General features: G+C 62.8%; 15 protein-coding genes. 11 read left to right on the top strand and 4 right to left on the bottom strand.

From position 1 onward, the window contains the following. The first annotated feature begins 18 nt into the window (after positions 1-18). The 3 genes from KY494_RS16325 (at position 19) to KY494_RS16315 (ending at position 2,636) form a co-directional block, all read left to right on the top strand. Positions 19-735 (top strand): glutathione S-transferase family protein, encoded by a 717-nt coding sequence (locus KY494_RS16325; protein WP_219887520.1) that lies wholly within the window; start codon positions 19-21, stop codon positions 733-735. 12 nt (positions 736-747) lie between these two features. After that, positions 748-1,845 carry a multifunctional CCA tRNA nucleotidyl transferase/2'3'-cyclic phosphodiesterase/2'nucleotidase/phosphatase gene (locus KY494_RS16320; protein WP_219887519.1) on the top strand — a complete coding sequence of 366 codons (1,098 nt, stop codon included), beginning with the start codon at positions 748-750 and terminating at the stop codon, positions 1,843-1,845. 86 nt (positions 1,846-1,931) lie between these two features. Continuing rightward, a complete protein-coding gene (locus KY494_RS16315; RefSeq protein WP_219133935.1) occupies positions 1,932-2,636 on the top strand; it encodes a GNAT family N-acetyltransferase in 705 nt (234 codons plus the stop codon). On the opposite strand, the gene KY494_RS16310 is transcribed toward KY494_RS16315, so the two are convergent. Next, positions 2,628-3,152, bottom strand: coding sequence for an Lrp/AsnC family transcriptional regulator (locus tag KY494_RS16310; RefSeq protein WP_070220829.1), 525 nt, complete (start codon positions 3,150-3,152; stop codon positions 2,628-2,630). The two genes, KY494_RS16315 and KY494_RS16310, sit on opposite strands and share 9 nt — an antisense overlap. A 125-nt stretch (positions 3,153-3,277) precedes the next feature. On the opposite strand from KY494_RS16310, the gene hppD reads away from it, so the two are divergent. From hppD to kefC, 8 genes are all read left to right on the top strand, one after another. Beyond that, on the top strand, positions 3,278-4,405 hold the full coding sequence (hppD, locus tag KY494_RS16305; RefSeq protein ID WP_071079812.1) for a 4-hydroxyphenylpyruvate dioxygenase: 1,128 nt from the start codon (positions 3,278-3,280) through the stop codon (positions 4,403-4,405). A 293-nt stretch (positions 4,406-4,698) separates the two neighbouring features. Next, the gene (locus KY494_RS16300; RefSeq protein ID WP_219887518.1) at positions 4,699-8,295 is read left to right on the top strand and encodes an indolepyruvate ferredoxin oxidoreductase family protein; all 3,597 of its coding nucleotides are present in this window, start codon (positions 4,699-4,701) and stop codon (positions 8,293-8,295) included. Between the two features lie 124 nt (positions 8,296-8,419). Beyond that, the gene (locus KY494_RS16295; protein ID WP_219887517.1) at positions 8,420-9,943 is read left to right on the top strand and encodes a S41 family peptidase; all 1,524 of its coding nucleotides are present in this window, start codon (positions 8,420-8,422) and stop codon (positions 9,941-9,943) included. Between the two features lie 163 nt (positions 9,944-10,106). Next, entirely contained in the window at positions 10,107-12,827 is a 2,721-nt protein-coding gene (locus KY494_RS16290; RefSeq protein ID WP_219887516.1) for a TonB-dependent siderophore receptor, read from the top strand. A 125-nt stretch (positions 12,828-12,952) separates the two neighbouring features. After that, a complete protein-coding gene (locus KY494_RS16285; RefSeq protein ID WP_219887515.1) occupies positions 12,953-14,749 on the top strand; it encodes a M14 family metallopeptidase in 1,797 nt (598 codons plus the stop codon). Between the two features lie 164 nt (positions 14,750-14,913). Continuing rightward, positions 14,914-15,999, top strand: a complete 1,086-nt coding sequence (locus tag KY494_RS16280) for a glycosyltransferase (RefSeq protein WP_258194948.1) — start codon at positions 14,914-14,916, stop codon at positions 15,997-15,999. A gap of 16 nt (positions 16,000-16,015) precedes the next feature. Further along, a complete protein-coding gene (locus KY494_RS16275; RefSeq protein ID WP_219887514.1) occupies positions 16,016-16,585 on the top strand; it encodes a dual specificity protein phosphatase family protein in 570 nt (189 codons plus the stop codon). A gap of 62 nt (positions 16,586-16,647) precedes the next feature. Further along, entirely contained in the window at positions 16,648-18,462 is a 1,815-nt protein-coding gene (gene kefC, locus KY494_RS16270) for a glutathione-regulated potassium-efflux system protein KefC (protein WP_219887513.1), read from the top strand. An 82-nt stretch (positions 18,463-18,544) separates the two neighbouring features. Here kefC and pepF read toward each other — a convergent pair whose 3' ends face one another. The 3 genes from pepF to KY494_RS16255 form a co-directional block, all read right to left on the bottom strand. Continuing rightward, positions 18,545-20,434: an oligoendopeptidase F gene (gene pepF, locus KY494_RS16265; protein ID WP_219887512.1), complete on the bottom strand. Its 1,890-nt coding sequence runs from the start codon at positions 20,432-20,434 to the stop codon at positions 18,545-18,547. A gap of 179 nt (positions 20,435-20,613) precedes the next feature. Continuing rightward, positions 20,614-21,576, bottom strand: a complete 963-nt coding sequence (ttcA, locus tag KY494_RS16260; protein ID WP_375143485.1) for a tRNA 2-thiocytidine(32) synthetase TtcA — start codon at positions 21,574-21,576, stop codon at positions 20,614-20,616. A gap of 5 nt (positions 21,577-21,581) precedes the next feature. After that, entirely contained in the window at positions 21,582-21,980 is a 399-nt protein-coding gene (locus KY494_RS16255; RefSeq protein WP_046682033.1) for a dihydroneopterin aldolase, read from the bottom strand. Between the last annotated feature and the right edge of the window lie 14 nt (positions 21,981-21,994).

Genomic DNA, 21,994 nt, shown 5'->3' with positions numbered 1-21,994 from the left:
ATGAATTGATATCCGACCATGCAAACGACCATCCTTGATCCCAGCCTCACGCAAACCCTGGCTGCCGCGCGCGAGCCGGGCCTGACCCTCATCATTGGCAACAAGAATTATTCGTCGTGGTCGATGCGCCCGTGGGTGGCCATGACGGCGTTCGGCATCCCGTTCCAGGAAGTGCGCGTGCTGCTCGACCAGAGCGATACGGCCACCAAAATCGCCGCCTATTCGGCCTGCGGCCGCGTACCCGTGCTGCTGGCGGGCGAGATCACGATCTGGGACAGCCTGGCCATCTGCGAATATCTGGCCGAGCAGTTTCCTGATAAACACCTGTGGCCGCAAGACGTGGCCGCGCGCGCGATGGCGCGCTGTGTCTGCGCGGAAATGCATTCGGGCTTTACCGGCTTGCGCACGGACATGTCGATGAATATCAAGGCGAAGTTGCCGGGCCGTGGCCGCACGGCCGCCGCGCAGGCGGACATTGGCCGCATCAGCGAAATCTGGGAAGAGTGTTTATCGCGCTTTGGCCACCACCAATTCCTGTTTGGCGAGTTTTCCATCGCCGATGCGTATTTTGCCCCCGTCGTCATGCGTTTCCGCACGTATGACGTGTCGCTGGCGCCGGCGCTGAACGCGTATTGCGAGCGCGTGCAGGCGCACCCGGCCGTGGCGCGCTGGATCTCGGCAGCGCTGGCGGAGACGGAAGTCGCGGCCAAGCACGACGCGGAACTGCCTGATTAAGAAAAGAGTGTTATGAAGATATACACGGTCGGTGGCGCGGTGCGCGACCAACTGCTGGGCTTGCCCGTGAAAGACCACGACCACGTCGTCGTGGGCGCCACGCCGGAAGACATGCTGCGCCAGGGCTTCCGCCCCGTCGGCAAGGATTTCCCCGTGTTTTTGCACCCGAAGACGCAGGAAGAATACGCGCTGGCCCGCACGGAACGCAAGACTGCCCCCGGCTACCGGGGCTTTGTCTTCCACACGGCGCCCGACGTCACCCTGGAAGACGACCTGGTGCGGCGCGATCTGACCATCAACGCCATCGCGCAAGCCGAGGACGGGACGTTGACCGACCCGTTCGGCGGCATTCAGGATATCGAGAACAAAATCTTCCGCCACGTCTCCGACGCGTTCGGCGAAGACCCCGTGCGCATCTTGCGCCTGGCCCGCTTCGCCGCCCGTTTCGACGGTTTTACTGTCGCACCGGCCACCATGGAACTGATGCGCCGCATGGTGCTTGATGGCGAAGTCGATGCCCTGGTGGCCGAGCGCGTGTGGCAGGAAGTGGCGAAAGGATTGATGGAAGCGCGGCCGTCGCGCATGCTGGCGGTGCTGCACGAGTGCGGCGCCCTGGCGCGCATCATGGGGGAAATCCAGTTGAGCGAGCGCTTGCTGCAGGTCATCGACCATGCGGCCGCGCAAGGCCTTGACTTGCCCGTGCGCTTCGCCGCCCTGATGCTGCATGTGAGCAAGGATGCCATCGAGCAGCTGAGCGAGCGCCTGCGCGTGCCTAACGAGTGCCGCGAGCTGGCCGTCATGGCGGCGCGCGAGCTGGAGCAGATCAACGGCGCGCTGGACTTGCACGCCGAAGCCGTGGTGAGCTTGTGCGAACGCTGCGACGGCTTGCGCAAGCCGCAGCGCTTTGCGCAACTGCTGCAAGCGGTGGCGTGCGATGGGCTGGTCGCGGGCGGCTTCCCCCAGGCGGCGCGGTTGCAGGGCGGCCTCGACGCGGCGCGCGCCGTCAACGCGGGCGCGCTGGCGCAGGGCTGCGCGGAGCCGAAACGCATTCCCGAAGTCATCCATGCGGCGCGGGTTGCCGCCGTGCAAGCATTCCTGGCCCAGGCTTGAATGGCGGGAATAGGCTACAATGGCGCCATAATGTTGCACTGCACAATGCCGGCCTGACGTGCCGCAGCACCGCCCCAGGAGTCGTCGTGACCTTACCCAAGCTGTTTCAAAATCCGTTTCGCCGCTGGCTCAGTCGTAGCGGCGGCGGGCGTCCGAGCGTGCTCGTCAAGCAGTTGCATGAGCGCGACCGGCGCCGCATGATGAAGCATTTTCTGTCGCTGGAGAAAAGCGACCGCCTGCTGCGCTTCGGCAGCACCTTGCCTGATGAGCTCGTGGCGCAGTACGTGCAGAAGATGGATTTCTCGCGCGACATGATTTATGGTGTCTACAACAGCCTGTTCAAGCTGGTGGGCGTGGGGCATCTGGCGTTCGCGCCGAAGGACCAGTCGCCGGCGAAAAGTGTCGTGACGGACAAGGAGCAGGTGGCCGAGTTTGGCGTGTCCGTGTCGAAATCCATGCGCGGCATGGGCGTCGGTTCGAAACTGTTCGAGCGGGCGGCGATACACTGCCGCAACAACGATGTCGATACCCTGTACATGCATTGCTTGTCGTCCAACAAGACGATGATGCATATCGCCAAGAAGGCGGGCATGGAAATCCAGCGCGACTATGGCGAAGCGGATGCTTATTTGAAACTATTGCCGCCGAACCCGACCAGCATGCTGCAGGAAGCCGTGCAGGAGCAGTTTGCCATGTTCGACTACACGTTCAAGGCGAATGCGCGCGCCGCCAGCAAACTGTGGGAGCGCTTGCCGGGGCGCAAGAAGCAGCCCGGGCCGCCATCACAATAAGGGCAGTGCCGTCGTATCCTTGATGCGCTGCAAGGCAAAGCTCGATTTGACGTCCAGCACGGCCGGGTGGCGCAACAGGGTTGCCATCATGAAGCGCGAGAAATGCTCCATGTCTTCCACGTGCACGCGTAATAAATAATCCATTTCGCCCGTCATCGCGTAGCAGGCCACCACTTCCGGCCAATGCGCCACGGCCACGGCGAAGTCGGCGCGCGGCGAGGTATTCGTCACCAGATTCGGCGCCAGCACGCGCGCCGTGCTGTGTGCGGTGGCGTCGCTGTGCTTTTCCAGGCGTACATTCACGTAAGCGAGCAAGCCCAGGCCGATCTTTTCCGGGTCCAGCAGGGCCACGTACTGGCGGATCACGCCCGCTTCTTCCAGCCGTTTGACGCGGCGCAAGCATGGCGACGGCGACAGGCTGACCTGTTCGGCCACGTCCTGATTCGACAGGCGGCCATCGGCCTGCAGGACGGCAAGGATCTTGCGGTCCGTTTTATCCAGCGTAATTTTGCTCATGCTCCCTCCGGTGGTTCTCGTTTCACGCAATATTATTGCGCAAATCATGATTGTTCGGGAGATCTTTGGCATTTAATGCCCGTGACCCACGCCTATACTGTGCGCTACTTCTTGGAGGAGACATCATGCAATTTCAGCCTTGGGATAACCCGATGGGTACCGATGGTTTCGAGTTCGTCGAGTATGCAGCACCAGACCCAAAAGCATTGGGCAAGCTGTTCGAGAACATGGGCTTCACGGCCATCGCGCGCCACCGCCATAAAGATGTCACCCTGTATCGTCAGGGCGACATCAATTTCATCATCAATGCCGAACAAGATTCGTTCGCGCAGCGTTTTGCCCGTCATCACGGCCCGTCCGTGTGCGCCATCGCCATCCGCGTCGACGATGCGGCCTTCGTGTACCGCCGCGCGCTGGAACTGGGCGCCTGGGGTTTCGACAATAAAACGGGTCCGATGGAGCTGAATATCCCCGCCATCAAGGGCGTGGGCGATTCCCTGCTGTACTTCGTCGACCGCTGGCGCGGCAAGGGCGCCGACAAGGAAGGCGCGGCCGCACCGGGCGGCATCGGCGACATCAGCATCTATGACGTCGATTTCGTCGCCATTCCCGGCGCCGTCGCCAATCCCGTCGGCCACGGCCTGACCTACATCGACCACCTGACGCACAATGTGCACCGTGGCCGCATGAAGGAATGGGCGAGCTTCTATGAAAGCCTGTTCAACTTCCGCGAAGTGCGCTATTTCGACATCGAAGGCAAGCTGACGGGCCTCAAATCAAAGGCCATGACTTCGCCGTGCGGCAAGATCCGCATCCCGATCAATGAATCGTCGGACGACAAGTCGCAGATCGCCGAATACCTGGACCAGTACCATGGCGAAGGCATCCAGCACATCGCGCTGGGCACGGACAATATCTACGCCTCCGTGCAAGGCATGCGCGATACGGGTATCGATTTCCAGGACACGATTGAAACATACTATGAACTGGTCAACCGCCGCCTGCCGAACCACGGCGAGCAGCTGGAAGAACTGCGCCGCCTGCGCATCCTGATCGATGGCCACAGCACGGAAACGGAACGCGAACTGCTGCTGCAGATCTTCACGCAGACGGTGATCGGCCCGATCTTCTTCGAGATCATCCAGCGCAAGGGCGACCAGGGCTTCGGCGAAGGCAATTTCCGCGCGCTGTTCGAATCGATCGAGCTGGACCAGATCAAGCGCGGCGTGCTGAAAGATACGAACGCGGCGTAAGCTGGTGGTGTTTGTCGGCTTACGCCGTTCCGGCTAAGCCGACCTACAGCTGGGGTCAGTAGGTCGGGTTAGCCAGGATGGCGTAACCCGACATGCCCGCAAAAAGAAGCACTAAAAAGCAGCAAAAAGGTAAGAACACGAGAGTGCAGCGCAGCAAAGAACTGCGCGCCTTCCTGTGGTAGTCTACGATAAACAAGTCATTTTTCCGCACCGGCATTGCTCACAAAGCGAGGCCGGTACGTGTGAGTTCAACCGACCTGCACGCGTAGCACAGAGAATAATGGAGACAAGTAATGAATGCACCAATCAAGGGCTCGAGTCTTGAGCCGGGCGCGCACGCGTCTGAAATTTCCCTGAACGACAAATACACATTGGAGCGTGGCCGCGCCTTCATGACGGGCACGCAAGCGCTGATCCGCCTGCCCATGCTGCAGCGCGAGCGCGACCTCAAGGCTGGCCTGAATACGGCCGGCTACATCACCGGTTACCGCGGTTCGCCTGTGACGTCCGTCGACATGACGGCGATCAAGGCCAAGAAATACCTCGATGAACACCACGTCAAATTCCACCCGGGCCTGAACGAAGACCTGGCCGCCACGGCCGTCTGGGGCACGCAGCAAACGAATCTGTTCGAAGACGCGAAATACGACGGCGTGTTCGGCATGTGGTACGGCAAGGGCCCCGGCGTCGACCGCTGCGGCGACGTCTTCAAGCACGCGAATAACGCCGGTTCCGCCAAGCACGGCGGCGTGCTGGTGCTGGCCGGCGACGACCATGCGGCGAAATCCTCGTCCACGGCGCACCAGTCCGACCACATCCTGAACGCTTGCGGCATCCCCGTGCTGTACCCGTCGTCGGTGCAGGAATACATCGACTACGGCTTGCATGCCTGGGCCATGAGCCGCTACACGGGCTTGTGGGTCTCGATGAAATGCGTGACCGACATCATCGAGTCGGGCGCCGCCGTCGATTTCGACCCGGACCGCGTGCAGATCGTGCTGCCGACCGACTTCGAGATGCCGGCCGGTGGCCTGAACATCCGCTGGCCCGACACGGTGCTGGAGCAAGAAGTACGCATGAACAGCTACAAATGGTATGCGGCGCTGGCGTATGCGCGTGCCAACAAGCTCAATAAAATCATCTGGGACAGCCCGAAGGCGCGCATCGGCATCATCACGGCTGGCAAATCCTACCTCGACACGCGCCAGGCGCTGGCCGATCTCGGCATCGACGAGCAGACGGCATCCGACATCGGCATCCGCCTGTACAAGATCGGCATGACCTGGCCGCTGGAAGCGGATGGCGTGCACGAATTCGCCAAGGGCCTCGACGAGATCCTCGTGGTGGAAGAAAAGCGCCAAATCCTCGAATACGCGCTGAAGGAAGAACTGTACAACCTCAAAGACGGCGAGCGTCCGCGCGTGGTCGGCAAGTTCGACGACACGGGCGAGTGGAGCAACCAGAAGGGCACGGGTCACGGCGACTGGCTGCTGCCGGCCACGTATGAACTGAACCCGGCCATGATCGCGCGGGCGATCGCCAGCCGCATTTCGCGCTATTACGCCGGTCATCCCGTCGAGCAGCGCGTGAAGGAACGCATCGCCTACCTGGAAGCGAAGGAAAACGTCCTCAAGGCCATCAGCGCGAAACCCGATCCGCAAAAGGATCGCACGCCGTTCTTCTGCTCCGGCTGCCCGCACAATACGTCGACCAAGGTGCCGGAAGGCTCGCGCGCGCTGGCCGGCATCGGCTGTCACTACATGGTGCTGTGGATGGACCGCGAAACGTCGACATTTACCCATATGGGCGCCGAAGGCGTCACCTGGGTGGGGCAGGCGCCGTTCACGAATGAAAAGCACGTGTTTACCAACCTCGGCGATGGCACGTATTTCCACTCGGGCATCCTGGCCATCCGCGCCGCCGTCTCGGCCAAGGTCAACATCACCTACAAGATTCTGTTCAACGATGCGGTGGCCATGACGGGCGGCCAGGAATTCGATGGCCCATTATCTCCGGCCATCATTTCGCGCCAGATCGCCGCCGAAGGCGTCGGTCCGATCATCGTCGTCACAGATGAGCCGGAAAAATACCCGTCCGATTACGCCTGGGCCGAAGGCGTGACCGTGCGCCACCGCTCGGAACTGATGGACGTGCAGCGCGAACTGCGCGACATGCCGGGCGTGTCGGCCATGATCTACGACCAGACCTGCGCTTCGGAAAAACGTCGCCGCCGGAAACGCAATGAATACCCGGACCCGGCCAAGCGCGCCGTCATCAACGAAGCCGTCTGCGAAGGCTGCGGCGACTGCTCCGTGCAATCGAACTGCCTGTCGGTGGAACCGCTGGAAACGGAACTGGGGCGCAAGCGCCAGATCAACCAGTCGTCCTGCAACAAGGATTTCTCGTGCACGACGGGTTTCTGCCCAAGTTTTGTCACGGTGGAAGGCGGCGGCCTGAAAAAGCCGAAAAAAGCGGCTGCCGCCGACAAGGATGCGCCGGCCGCGCCAGCCTTGCCGATACCCGCCATTCCCTCGACGGCGGAACCATTCGGCATTTTAGTCACCGGCATCGGCGGCACGGGCGTGGTCACCGTCGGCCAGATCCTGGCCATGGCGGCGCACGTGGAAGGCAAGGGCTGTTCCGTGCTGGACATGAGCGGCCTGGCGCAAAAGGGCGGCCCCGTGATGTCGCACGTGCGCCTGGCGGACCGCCAGGAAGACATCCATTCGACGCGTGTCGGCACCGGTGCGGCCGACCTCGTGATCGGCTGCGATTTGATCGTCACGGCCAGCCGCGACGCGCTGTCGCGCATGGGAGAAGGCCGCAGCTGGGCCATGATCAACTCGACCAGCTCGTCGACGGCCGCGTTTGTGAAAAACCCGGACTGGCAATTCCCCGGTGCTTCCGCGCGCATGGAAATCGAAAAGGCCTGCGGTACGGATCACGTCGATTTCATCGACGCGGGCCAGATCGCCACGGCGCTGATGGGCGACTCCATCGCGACGAACATGTTCATGCTCGGTTATGCCTGGCAAAAGGGCAAGGTGCCGCTCACCGAAGCGTCGATCATGAAGGCCATCGACTTGAACAACGTTTCGGTGGCGTTCAACAAGGCCGCCTTCAACTGGGGCCGCGCCGGCGCCCACGATACGGCCAGCCTGGTGCGCATGACGACGCCAGCGAAAGTGGTGGAATTCAAGCGCATCGACACGCTCGACGACATCATCGAAAAACGGGTCGCCTTGCTGACGGCCTACCAGGACCGCGCGTATGCGCAGCAATACCTGGACTTCGTCGGACAGGTGCGCGCCGCCGAAAGCGCCCTGAACGGCCCGCACTTGCGCCTGACGGAAGCCGTGGCCCGCTACTTCTACAAGCTGATGGCCTACAAGGACGAGTACGAAGTGGCGCGCCTGTACACGGACGGCGCCTTCCAGGCGAAGATTGCGTCCATGTTCGAGGGCGACATCAAGCTCAAGTTCCACCTGGCGCCGCCGATCATGGCGAAAACGGACGCGCAGGGCCATCTGATCAAGAAGGAATATGGCCCGTGGATGCTGAAGGCATTTGGCGTGCTGGCCAAGTTCAAGGGCTTGCGCGGCACGGCCTTCGACGTGTTCGGCCATACGGCCGAGCGCAAGACGGAGCGCGCGCTGATTCTTGAATACCGCGCGACGGTGGGCGGCTTGCTGCCGAAACTGACGACGGCCAAGCTGGCGCAAGCGGTGGCCATTGCCAGCATCCCGGAAGACATCCGCGGCTATGGTCACGTGAAGGAGCGTCATTTGAAGGCGGCGAAAGAGAAGGAAGCCAGTTTGCTGATCGCCTTCAACGCGCCGACGCCGCTGCCGCCCGTCGTGGCAGCGCCCGTGGCGGCCAGTGTCGCATGATGCGGTGACTACTCGGCTGTAGCAATGGCGCCTGCGGGCGCCATTTTTCTGTGTCAAAGAAAACAACGCTTGCTTGCAAAACGCATTATAATTTTTCGATAATTTCTTTTTGGAAAGTTTTGCCATGCATGCCCTGCGTTTTTCCTCCTTGTCTGTGCCCCTCGCTCGTCCTGTTGTCCTTTCCATTGCGCTGTTGTTGAGTGCCTGCGGTGGTGGCGGTGGCGGCAGCGACAGCGCGGCCGTCGTCCCGCCCGTCACGCCGACGGATCCTGCGGCGCTGGTCGCTTCCTCGACGGTGGCGAACCGCTGCGAGGCACCGCGCAGCGGCAGCAGCATCGACAAGCCGGGCACCTTGCTCGATGAACTGACGTGGGTGCGCAGCTGGATCGATGAAACGTATCTGTGGTACCGCGAAGTGCCGACCACGTACCAGCCGCAAAGCTTCACCACGCCCATCGCGTATTTCGACGTGCTGAAAACAACGGCCATGACGGCCTCCGGCAAGCCCAAGGACCAGTTCCATTTCACGTATTCAACGGCGGAGTGGGAGAAGGCGCAGAATGGCATCGAACTGGGCTACGGCATGCTGCTGGCGCTGACGCGTAACACGCCACCGCGCAAGGCGGTGATCTCGATCGTCGAACCAGGTTCGCCGGCGGCCCTGGCGGGCTTGCAGCGGGGCGACCTGCTGCAAACCATCGATGGCGTCGATTTCATCAATGCCGCGGACGCGGCCAGCGTGAAGATCATCAACACGGGCCTGTTCCCCGAGGCGCAAGGCACGCATGCGCTCAGTTTCAGCCGTGACGGAACGGTGCGAAACGCCACCCTGCAGGCGGTCGAGGTCAGCACCAGCGCCGTGCAGAACGAGCGCATCATCGACACGCCCACGGGCAAGGTGGGTTATCTGACCTTCAACACCCACAATAATGTCGCCGAGCGCCAGCTGGTCGAGACCATGCGCCGCTTCCAGGCGGCCGGCATCAGCGACCTGGTGCTCGACGTGCGCTACAACGGCGGCGGCTATCTCGATGTCGCCAGCGAACTCGCTTACATGATTGCCGGCCCGCAAGTCACCACCGGCAAGACCTTCGAGCAAGTGCTTTTCAATGACAAGACGCGGCCGAAAGCGCCCGTGCCCTTCCATGCGCAAAGCCAGGGTTTTCCCGGCCCGAATCCCCTTCCCAAGGGCACGCCCTTGCCCTCGCTGGGGCTGACGCGGGTGACCTTGCTGACAACGGGTAATACCTGCTCGGCCAGCGAAGCCATCATCAACGGCTTGCGCGGCGTGAATGTGCAAGTCAACCTGATCGGCGGCACGACGTGCGGCAAGCCCTACGGTTTTTACCCTGCACCGAATTGCGGCACCACCTATTTCGCCGTGCAGTTTCAGGGCGTCAACGCCAAGGGCTTTGGCGACTTTGCCGATGGCATGGCGCCGACCTGCGACGTGACGGATGATTATCAGCACCAACTGGGCGACGCGGCGGAAGGCATGCTGGCGGCGGCGCTGCGCTACCGCGGCAGCGGCAGCTGCACGCCGGCCACAGGCGCGACCAAGCTGTTGAGTTCGATGCAGAGTCCGGCCGATACGGCGATGCGGCTGCTGCGCCCGGCCTATAAGGAAATTGCCGTCATTCGCCATTAAAGCGCATGTTTCTGCCTTGGCATCACCTTGGCCGCTGGCGTTTTCCTGCTCAAAAATCTTTCTATATAACAATTTTGATATATGGAAAGATGAATCCATTCGTTCTGGAATGACTGGCATTTTGCTATCGTCCCGCTTTTCTCCCACCTTGAGAAGCGCAACGATGTCGAAACAGTTCAAGTTAACCCCGCTCAGCCTTGGCGTACTGGCCATCCTGGGCGGCACCGCATGGCAGGCGCACGCGCAAACGCAAGCGCCCGCAGCGGCTCAGCAGGCAGCGGCCACCCCGCCAGCCGTCGTGGTCACCGGTTCGCGCATTCCCCGCGCCAGCCTGGAAGGCCCGTCTTCCGTCACCATCCTGACCGGCGATGAAATCACCAAGCAGGGCTACAAGAACGTCTTCGACGCGCTGACCAACCAGGTGCAGAACAGCGGCTTTACGCAGGGCGAAGATTACGGCAACACCTTCACGCCGTCGGCCAATACCATCAGCCTGCGCGGCCTGGGACCGAACCACACCCTGATCCTGCTGAACGGCCGCCGCCTGGCCGACTTCCCCATCGCCTATGACGGCGCGGTCAACTTCACCAACCTGGCGAACATCCCCGCTAGCATAGTCGAGCGCATCGAGATCCTCAACGGCGGCGCCTCGGCCATCTATGGCTCGGACGCGATTGCCGGCGTGGTCAACGTGATCCTGAAAAAACAGACGGAAGGTTTTGATATCAACGTCAAGGTCGGCGCCACCTCGCGCGGCGGCGCCGGCAACCAGCGTGTGCAGTTGACGGGCGGTGGCAATTTCGACAAGCTGCATACCCTGTTCAGCGTGGAACTGAGCCAGCGCGACCCGCTGTGGAGCATGGACCGCGATTTCATGACCAGCCGTTCCGGCGTGCCGACCACGGTCGCCGCGCGCCGCACCCTGGTGAAAGGCAAGGCCGGCAGCTATGTCGACCTGGGCGACACCTGCAGCCAGTTCGGCGACATGTTCGGCGGCGGCGTCAGCAAGTACACGGCGTCGAATGGCAGCTATTGCGCCAGCCCGAAAGCCCGTCCCACTTTCTGGACCACGCAGACGAAGAACCAGAGCCAGAACGTGTTCGGCAGCGCCAATTACGAGCTCGATGCCGACACCACCTTGTTTGCCGATGTCCTGATCGGCAAGAACAAGACCGTCAACAATACGCGCGGCCCGTCGTGGTCTTCCGCTTCGCTGAGCGGTGGCTCCTTCCTGAACCGGAACAGCGGTGCCTATGAAGAGTGGACGCGCTTTATCTCGCCCGAAGAAATCGGTGGCGTGCAGCGCTACAATCGCAGCTGGGACGACCTGGCCACGGCCATCTCGCTGGGCGCCAAGGGGCGTATTCCGGGCAGCGCCTGGCAATATGAAGCCAACTACAACGCCTCGGTTTACACGAGCGAAGCCCACCGGCCGCAGTTGCGCTCGAACATAGACAGCTTCTTCCTGGGACCCAAGCTGGGCACGGACGCGAATGGCGTGGCCATCTACGCACCCGATCCCGCGCGGCTGTCGCAGCGCCTGACGCCGGCCGAATTCGACAGCATCAGCGGCTACAGCGACAGCAAGGATAAGGCCTGGACGAATACCCTCAGCCTGGCCACGAATGGCGACCTTTTCCAGCTGCCTGCCGGCACGGCGAAGATCGCCACGATAGCCGAAGTGAGCAAGCAGGGCATCAGCAACGAACCCGACGCGCGCATCGACGCAGGCTATTTCAATGTCGCCACCGGTTCGGGCGCCACCGCCGGTACCCGTTCACGCTATGCGCTGGGCGCGGAATTGAACTTGCCCTTGCATGAAAAGCTGACCGCTACCCTGGCTGGCCGTTATGACCGCTACAGCTTTGCCGGGCGCAAGGAAGGCAAGTTCACCTACAACGGCGGTCTGGAATTGCGTCCAGCGCCGGACCTGCTGTTCCGCGCCAACTACGCCACCAGCTTCCGCGCGCCGGACATGAACTACATCTACCAGTCCCGCAGCAAAGGCTATTATTCGAGCACCACCGATTATTACCGTTGCGACGCTGCCGGACAGGCCATCGACGGCTGCAAATACGCCAACCTGGCGCCCGGCGCCGATTACGTGCAGAACGGCAGCCGCGACCTGCAGTCGGAAAAAGGCAAGTCCTTCGGCGTGGGCGCCGTCTGGTCGCCGAGTTCCAATTTCGACGTGTCGGTCGACTACTGGAACATCAAGATCGACGACCTGGTGACCAACCTGAGCGCCGACAAGCTGCTGCGCGACGAATCCGACTGCCGCCTGGGCAAGACGGACATCGGTTCGCCGACCTGCATCGATACCCTGGGCCGCATCGAGCGCTACGCGGCCAACGCCTTGAACAAGGCGGGCGAGATCAAGACCATCACCGTCAACCCGATCAACGCGGCCAAGCAAAGCAGCAGCGGCGTCGACGTCAGCCTGAAGTATGTGCTGCGCACGACGGACTATGGCCGCTTTGCCTTCAAGGCCAACTACGCGCGAGTACTGAGCAAGAAATCGCAGCAATTCGCCGGTGACGCAGAGACCGATGAAACCAAGTCGATGACGAACCGGGATTGGCCCGACAAGCTGAACCTGAGCGTCAACTGGGGCGCGGGCGCCTGGTCGAATACCTTGCTGGTCAGCCGTTACGGCAAGGTGCCCAACTCTGCCGGCAAGGGCTACCTGACGCCGACGGCGCTGGCCAACATCAGCACCGTCTACCGCATCAACGACCGCGCCACCGTTTCGCTGATCGTCAATAATGTGTTCGACAAGATCAAGCGCGACACCAGCAATGGCTGGCCGTACTACCCGATCGGCAACTACAGCCCGCAAGGCCGCCAGGGATGGGTCGAGTTCAACTACCATTTTGGCTCGTAACTCACGCTTGCCAGAACAAGGCCGGAGCAGCTGACGCTGTTCCGGCTTTTTTGTTTTCCGCTGCGTTTTTTATCTGAGTGCCACTCTATAATGGCCCGCTTGTCCCCCTTGATGGAGCTAGCCCGATGCTACGCCATGTCCTGCTGTCCGCCGCCATGTTGTCCCTGTTTGCCGTCAACGCGCATGCCGCGCGCGATATGCGCCTGGTTTCCCTGAAGACGGCGGCCGAGTACTCGGGTTTCCAGCAGACGGGCCGCTACGAGGAAGTGGAAGCCTTGTGCCAGCGCTTCGAGGAGCACCATCCGCAACAGGTGCGCTGCTTTGAATTTGGCCGCACGCCGGAAAACCGCCCCATGCTGGCGCTGGCCGTTTCCAACACGGGCGCGCTGACGCCGGACGAAGCGGCGCGCCGCAAGCTGCCGGTACTGCTGGTGCAGGGCGGTATCCATGCGGGCGAAATCGACGGCAAGGATGCGGGCTTCCTGGCCCTGCGCGAAGTATTGGAGGGCAAGGCGGCTCCCGGCGTGCTGGACAAGCAGGTGCTGCTGTTCGTGCCCGTCTTCAATGTCGATGGCCATGAGCGCTTCGGCCAGTGGAACCGTCCGAATCAGCGCGGCCCCGTGGAAATGGGCTGGCGCAGCACGGCGCAGAATTTCAATCTGAACCGCGACTACATGAAGGCCGACTCTCCCGAGATGCAGCACATGCTGGCGCTGGTCAATGCCTGGGATCCGCTGGCTTACGTGGACTTGCACGTGACGGACGGCGCCCAGTTCGAACCCGATATCTCGATTCAGGTCGAACCCGTGCACGCGGGCGACGCGGCATTGCGCGCGGCGGGAACGGCGCTGCGCGACGGCGTGCTGGCCGACCTGGCAAAGCAGGGTTCCGATCCGAAGCCGTTCTACATGTCGTTTGCCGAAGAAGACAATCCGCAGTCGGGTTTTGTCGATTCGACGCCGAACCCGCGCTTTTCACACGGCTATTTCCTGTTGCGTAACCGTTTCGGCGTGCTGGTGGAAACCCACTCGTGGAAGGACTACCCGACCCGCGTGCGCATCACGCGCAACACCATCATTTCGCTGCTGTCGCAGATGGCGCAGCATGGGGCCGCATGGCGGCAAACCGCCATGGAAGCGGACCTGCGCGCGACGCAGCTGCCCGGCAGCGCGCTGCCCCTCAGCTACAGGACCACGGAGAAAAGCCGCATGATCGCGTTTCGCGGCTATGCCTATACGCGCACGCCGTCCGAGGTGTCGGGCGCGCTGATGACGCGCTATGACGAAAAGACGCCGCAAATCTGGCACGTGCCACTGCGCGACGAGATCGTGCCCGACCTGCAGGTGGCCGCGCCGAAGGCTGGCTACCTGGTGCCCCGCGCGCAGGCGGCCATGGTGGGCGCGAAGTTGCGCCAGCACGGCATCGCCTACCGGGAAATGAGCAGCATCTTCGCCAGGCAGAAGGTGGAAGTCTTTCGCGCCACGCAGGTGAAGTTCGGCGCGCAGTCGTTCGAAGGACGCCAGACGCTGGCGGTGCAAGGCGAATGGCAGAAGGAAGAGCGCCTGGTCGATGCGGGCGTGCTGTACGTGCCCGTCAACCAGCCGAAGGCGCGCCTGGTGATGGCGCTGCTCGAACCGCGCGCGCCCGACTCGCTGCTGGCCTGGGGCGGCTTCAACACGGCGTTCGAGCGCAAGGAATACATGGAGGACTATGTGGCCGAGGATGTGGCGCGCGCGCAGCTGGCGGCCGACCCGGCACTGGCGGCGCAGTTCCGGCGGAAGCTGGCCGACGAGCCCGAGTTTGCCAAGAATCCGCATGCGCGCCTGGAGTTTTTCGCCCGCCGTCACGCTTCGTGGGATGAGCGCTTGAACCTGTATCCGGTCATGCGCGTCGACGTGGCGCCTGTCAGTTTCATGGATTGACAAGGCTCATGATGAGCGGGACGCGGAAATGCTATTCTTTCTATCCTCCGCGTCAGCGCCCACCTGTTCCATTCATCGGTTTCCCCATGACAGAAAAAAAGCAGAAAAGAATTCTCCTGTTGAGCGTTTCGGCCGGCGCTGGCCACCTGCGCGCGGCGTAAGCCATCGAGGCGTATGCCACGCAGGATGACGGCGAGGGTAGTGCGGCCATCGCCAGCCACCTCGATGTGATGGATTTCGTCACGCCCGCGTTTCGCAAGCTGTACACGGATTTTTACATCAAGCTGGTCAACAAGGCGCCCGCGCTGTGGGGCTATCTGTACCATGCCAGTCACGATGCGCCACGCGATAGCTCGATGCAGCGCCTGCGCCGTGGCATCGAGCGCCTCAACACGCGCGCCCTGATGGCGCAGATCGCCGCCTTCCAGCCCGACGCCATCATCTGCACGCATTTCCTGCCGGCCGAACTGCTGTCGCGCGCGCTGCGCCAGGGGCAGCTGGCTTGCCCCGTGTGGGTGCAGGTCACGGATTTCGACCTGCATCGCATGTGGGTGCACGAACAGATGCACGGTTATTTCGCCGCCACCGACGAAGTGGCGTTCCGCATGCGCCACGAAGGCATCGCCGCCGAACGCATCCACGTGACGGGCATCCCCATCATGCCCGCCTTTGCGCAGGCGCCCGACCGCGTGTGCTGCGCGCAGGCGTTTGGCCTCGATCCGCGGCGAACGACGATCCTGCTGATGGGCGGCGGGGCGGGACTGGGCCGCCTCGAAACGGTTGCCGCGCGCCTGCTGGCGCTGCCGGGCGACTTCCAGCTGATCGTGCTGGCGGGGAAAAATGCCGCCGCGCTGGCGGCGCTGCAAGCACTGGCCGGCCAGTATCCGGGCCGCCTGCTGGCGCAAGGTTTTACCGGCGAAGTCGAGCGCCTGATGGCGTGCGCCGACCTGGTGATCACCAAGCCGGGCGGCCTGACCACTTCCGAATGCCTGGCGCTGGGCTTGCCCATGATCGTCAATGCGCCGATTCCCGGCCAGGAAGAGCGCAACGCCGATTACCTGCTGGAGCAGGGCGTGGCATTGAAAGCGTTTGACGCCGTGACGCTGGAATACCGCGTGCGCCTGTTGCTCGACCATCCTGAGCAGTTGCAAGCCATGCGCGCGAAAGCCCTGGCCCTGGGCCGTCCGCGCGCCGCCTGCGACGTGCTGGCGCTGGTGCTGGGCGACAGCCGCGCTGGCGCCGCTCTTTGATAACAAGGAAGCCAGGATGTTGCATGCAGTACTACTGACCCTCGCCCTGGGGCTGGCCGCCGCGCCGGCCGGGGCACAACCATCGCCGCCACGCCATCCGGACTGGGCGACGCCGCTGCTGCAGGTGTCCAACCTGCACCAGGTCACGCCGGGCCTGTACCGCAGTGCAAAGCTGGACAGCGCCGACGTGGCCCAGCTGCAGGCGCTGGGCGTGAAGACGGTGATCAGCCTGCGCTCTTTCCACTCCGATACGCAAGTTCTGGAAGGCAGCGGTATCCGCGCCATCCGCATTCCCATCAATACCTGGGCCATCCGCGACAAGCATGTGATCGCGACCATGCGCAGCATCCGCGCCGCCGAACAGCAGGGCCCCGTGCTGCTGCATTGCCTGCACGGCGCCGACCGCACGGGCATGATGGCCGCCATGTACCGCATGCTGTACCAGGGCTGGCCGCGCGAGAAGGCGATCGATGAGCTGAAAAATGGCGGTTACGGCTACCACGCCGTGTGGAAAAACATCGAACGCTATCTGTCGCGCGTGAATCTCGACGAACTGCGCGCGCGCATCGACTCTCCGCAGCCTTGACCCCCGCCGGCGCGCCACTTCAGGCATGATTGCGATTCCAATCACGTTTTTCCGGAATCCGCATGGAACACCACAGCTTTCTCATCAACATACTGTTTTACCTGGTGGCGGCCATCATCATGGTGCCGCTGGCCAAGCGCCTGGGCATGGGCGCCGTGCTGGGCTACCTGGTGGCCGGCGTCGTCATCGGACCGTGGGGCCTGGGCCTGATCAAGAATGTCGAGGTGATCCTCAGCTTTTCCGAATTTGGCGTGGTGCTGCTGCTGTTTTTGATCGGCCTGGAGCTCGAACCCAAACGATTGTGGCTGCTGCGCCGCCCGATTTTCGGCTGGGGCGGGGCGCAGGTGGGCGTCGTCAGCGCAGGGCTGTGCGCCGTGGCCATGGCGTTCGGCGTGGACTGGCGCACGGCGCTGGTCGGCGCGCTGGGGCTGTCGTTGTCGTCGACGGCCATCGTGCTGGCCACCCTGGGCGAACGAAAACTGATGAGCACGCCGGCCGGTTCCGCCGGCTTTTCCATCTTGCTGTTCCAGGATATCGCCGCCATTCCCATGATCGCGCTGGTGCCGCTCTTGGGCGGCCTGGTCACGCACAGCGGCGAACCGGGCTGGCTGCGCGTGGCCAAGCTGGCCGCCGTGCTGGCGGCGCTGGTGATCGGCGGGCGCTTCCTGGTCAACCCCATCCTGCGCTTCATCGCCAAAACGGACTTGCGCGAAATCTTCACGGCCTTTGCCCTGCTGCTGGTGATCGCCATCTGCGTGCTGATGGAATCGGTGGGCCTGTCGATGGCGCTGGGCACCTTCATGGCGGGCGTGCTGCTGGCCGATTCCGAATACCGGCATGAGCTCATTTCCGACCTGGAGCCGTTCAAGGGGCTGTTATTGGGCCTGTTTTTCATCGCCGTGGGCATGTCCGTCGATTTCGGCGTGCTGCGCGCCCAGCCCCTGCTGATCCTGGCCCTGGTGGCGGGGCTGCTGGTGGTCAAGATCGGCTTGCTGTATGTGTTGTCGAAGTTTTTCGATATTCCCCGCGGCCAGCAGCTGTTCTTTGCGCTGCTGCTGTCGCAGGGCGGCGAATTCGCCTTCGTCGTGTTTGCCGCCGCCGAAGCGGCGCACGTGTTTGCGCCGCAGACGGCCGCGCTGCTGGTCGTGGTCGTGATCCTGTCGATGGTGGCCACGCCCTTGCTGCTGCTGGCGCACGACAAGTTCGTCGCGCCGCGCCTGCAAGGCGAGAAGAAGCGCCGTCCCGACGACCATATCGAGGCGCAGGACAACCCCATCGTCATCGCCGGCTTTGGCCGTTTCGGCCAGATCATCGGCCGCCTGCTGGCGGCGAACAAGATCGGCGTGACGGTGCTCGACCACGATCCGGACCAGATCGAGCTGTTGCGCAAGTTCGGCTTTAAAGTGTTCTATGGCGACGCCACGCGCGTGGACCTGCTGGTGGCGGCCGGTATCGAGAAGGCGAAGGCGCTGGTGATCGCCATCGACAATGTGGATGACAGCCTGGCGCTGGTCGACGCCGTGCGCCTGCGCCTGCCCGAACTGACGATCCTGGCGCGCGCGCGCAACGTCACGCATTACTATGAATTGATGAAGCGGGGCGTGAGCATCATCGAGCGCGAGACCTTTGCCGCGGCGTTGCTGCTGGGTGAGCAGACCTTGCAGCAGGTGGGCTTCAGCGCGGAGCGGGCGCAGCGCGCGGCCGGCATCTTCCGTGCGCATAACCTCAAGACCCTGCTGGAAGTGGCGCCGCACTTCCAGGACCAGCAAAAAGTCATGTCCCTCACGCGCCAGGCGCGCGAGGAGCTGGAAGACATGTTCGAGAGCGATGCGGCGGCGTTTGCGGCGGCGGAAGCGGAAAACGGTAGGTCGGATTAGCGGCGAAGCCGCGTAATCCGACACCTTGTTGGCGTTATTGGTGGTGTCGGCTTACGCGCTTTGCGCTAAGCCGACCTACGGCTTATTTCCCCCGCTTCGCTTCAATCGCCTCGATCTGGTCCATGATGCCGGTCATGCGCGCCACCAGCGCCTGGTACGGTTTCGGCGAGGCCAGGTCGACGCCGGCCGCCTTCACCAGATCGTACGGGTAGGCCGAGCCGCCCGCACCGAGCATCTTCAGGTAGGCGGCCAGCGCGCCCGGTTCCTTGTCGAGGATGCGTTGCGCGAAATCCTGCGCCGCCGCGATCGAGGTGGCGTACTGGAACACATAGAAGCCGTGATAAAAATGCGGCACATACGCCCATTCCAGCGCGTAGGCGGGATCGATGCGCATGACTCCCTGCGCTTCGCCGTGGTAGCGCTTGAGGATGCCGGCATAGATGGCCGTGATCTCTTCGCCCGTCAGCGACTCTCCCTGATCCACCTTGCCGTGAATGGCCGCCTCGAATTCGGCGAACATGGCCTGGCGGAAGAAGGTGCCGTGCAGGTTTTCCAGCGCCGCGCCCAGGTACAGCAGGCGCTCGTCGTCGTCCCTGGCCTGTTTCAGGCGCGCGTCGAGCAGCAGCGCTTCGTTCGTCGTCGAGGCGATTTCCGCGACAAAGATGCTGTACGGCGCATAGATCGACGGCTGCGCCTTGTTGGCCAGCACCGAGTGCATGGCGTGCCCCCATTCGTGCGTCAGGGTGCTGACGGCTTCGTAATTGTCCGTGTAGTTGAGCAGCACGAAAGGGTGCACGTCGTACGCGTCGCCATTCATGTAGGCGCCCGCCACCTTGCGCGGGCGCGGATACACATCCATCCAGCGCGCCTCCACGGCGGCAGTGAGCGCCTTGACGTAGTCGGGGCCCAGCGGCGCGGCGGAAGCGAGCATCATCTGCTTGCCTTCGGCCAGCGGGAAGCTGCGGTCGCTTTTCAGCAGCGGCGCATACACGTCGTAATACGCCAGATCCTTGACGCCCAGCATGCGCGCGCGCAGCTTGAAGTAGCGGTGCAGGGTGGGCAGGTTGGCGTTGGTTTGCGCGATCAGGGTCTGGTAGACGGCCGGCGGCAAGTTGTCGGCGTCGAGCGCGGCGCTTTGCGAATCGGCGTAATGGCGCACCTTCGCATACGCGGCATCCGTTTTCAGCTGGCCGTACAGGGTTTCGCCGAACGTGCGTTCATACTCTTTCCACTTGCCGAAGAAGGCGTCGAACACCAGCTTGCGGTCGGCGCGATTGTCATCGCCGCGGTATTTGGTGTACGCCGCCTGATCGAGCCGCACTTGCGTGCCGTCCGATAATTGGACGGTCGGCCACGGGATTTCCGCATTGGCCAGGGTGCGGTAGACGCTGGCGGCCGAGCTTGTTGCCAGGCCGAACTGCGCCACCAGCTGTTCACCGGCCGCGTCGAGCGTGTGCGGCGCGCTGCGCAGCATGTTGCTCAATTGAAAGCGGTACAGCTGCAAGCCCTGGTCTTTGGCCAGCATGACATCGATGCGCTTGGCGCCCAGGGCGAGGATTTCCGGCTGCAGAAAGGTGGTGGCCTGGGTGAAGTCGTTGCCCAGCAGGGCGGCGCGCTGGTTCAGCTGGTTGCCCTTGCTATCGCCCGTATCCTGGTCGTAGTACTGCGCCGCATAGGTGGTGAGCGTGTTGACGCGCTTGCGCGCCTCCGCGACCAGGTCCAGGCAGCTTTTCAGGCGCGCTGGCGAGGCTTTCAGCTGCCCCTTGCAGGCGCCCAGTTGCCGCAGCTGGGCCGACAGCTTTTTCGCGTCGGCGTCGAAGGCGGCGTCGTTTTGATACAGCGCCGTCAGGTCCCAGCGGTCGGCCTGGCGGTCGGTGGACGCGGGAGCAGGCGCAGGAGCGGCATAGGCGGCGGCGAGGCCGAGGGCCAGCAGGGAGAACAGCAGGGGGCGCTTGAGCGCGGATGGCGTCATGGTTCATTCCAGTGAGGTTGTCGGAAGAATGCGTGCTGACCGCCGGGCAGGAATGCGCGCGTGACACATCGCGTACCGGCAGAGCTGACTACGGTACCTCAAATGGAGGCAGGGGGAAAGAGGGCGGATGCCGCCACCTGGGCGGTGGCGGCGAAAACAACACGGGCTTACAACAGGACTTACAGCGCTTGCAGCGGGATCGTGCCGAAGGTGGTCGGCGTCGAGCATGGCTCTTCGTCAAACGCGATGTCGCCCATGGGGTTGGCCAGGCCGTCCGCCTTCAAATCCTTGAAGCCGAACAGTTTCGGGTCCATCAGGTGCGATGGCGCCACGTTCGACAGCGCCGAGAAGATGCTTTCCACGCGGCCGGGGAATTTCTTGTCCCATTCGCGCATCAAGCCCTTGATCTGCTTGCGCTGCAGGTTTTCCTGCGAACCGCACAGGTCGCATGGGATGATGGGGAAGCCCTTGACTTCCGCATAGCGCTGCGTGTCTTCTTCTTTGACATACGCCATCGGGCGGATGACGATGTGCTTGCCGTCGTCCGATTGCAGCTTGGCCGGCATGGCTTTCAGTTTTCCACCGAAGAACATATTCAGGAAGAATGTTTCCAGGATGTCATCGCGGTGGTGGCCCAGGGCGATCTTGTTGGCGCCCAGCTCGTCGGCCACGCGGTACAGGATGCCGCGGCGCAGGCGCGAGCACAGCGAGCAGGTGGTCTTGCCTTCCGGGATCAGGCGCTTGACGATGCTGTAGGTATCCTGGTTTTCGATGTGGAAAGCCACGCCCAGTTCCGTCAGGTAGGCGGGCAGGATTTCCGGCGGAAAATTCGGCTGTTTCTGGTCCAGGTTGACGGCGACGATATCGAAGTGAATCGGCGCGCGCTCGCGCAAGGTCATCAGGATGTCCAGCAGCGCGTAGCTATCCTTGCCGCCGGACAGGCACACCATCACCTTGTCGCCGTCTTCGATCATATTGAAGTCGCCGATGGCTTGCCCCACCAGGCGGCACAGGCGCTTGTGCAGCTTGTTGTTTTCCAGGGCGATCTTTTCCGCCTTCTTGCGCGCCAGTTTCTGCGCTTCCACGTTGGCCGGGAATTCCACGGCCGTTGTCGTCGTTTCCAGCACGGCGGTGTTGCTCATGTTGTTCATGCTTCATCCTTGATCTTGAATACTTCCACGCCCACGCCTTCGCAGTCGGGATACACATCCGGTTTCATGCTCGACACGCGCGCGGCGCGCACGCGCGGGTGCGCCAGCATGGCTGCCAGCACGTCGTCGACCAGGCTTTCCTGAAGCTGCACGTGGCCTTGCGCCATGCGTTTGGCGATGGTTTCGCGCATGAAGTCGTAGTCGACCACTTCTTCCAGCTGGTCATCCTTGGGCGTCGACAGGGCCAGGGGAATGTACAGGTCGACGTTGATGAGGACGCGCTGCTCGCCCTTTTTCTCGAAGTCGTAGACGCCGATATTGATGAGGACTTCGTAATTGCGCAGGAACAGGCGGCGGCAATCGGCCAGGCGAGGGTGAGACAGGGCGGACGACATAGTTTTACCTTTTC

Origin of the sequence: Janthinobacterium sp. PAMC25594, assembly GCF_019443505.1 — a bacterium.
GTDB lineage: Bacteria > Pseudomonadota > Gammaproteobacteria > Burkholderiales > Burkholderiaceae_D > Janthinobacterium.
Note: the sequence above shows the minus strand (reverse complement) of the source record. Positions and strands in the feature narration are given on the sequence as shown.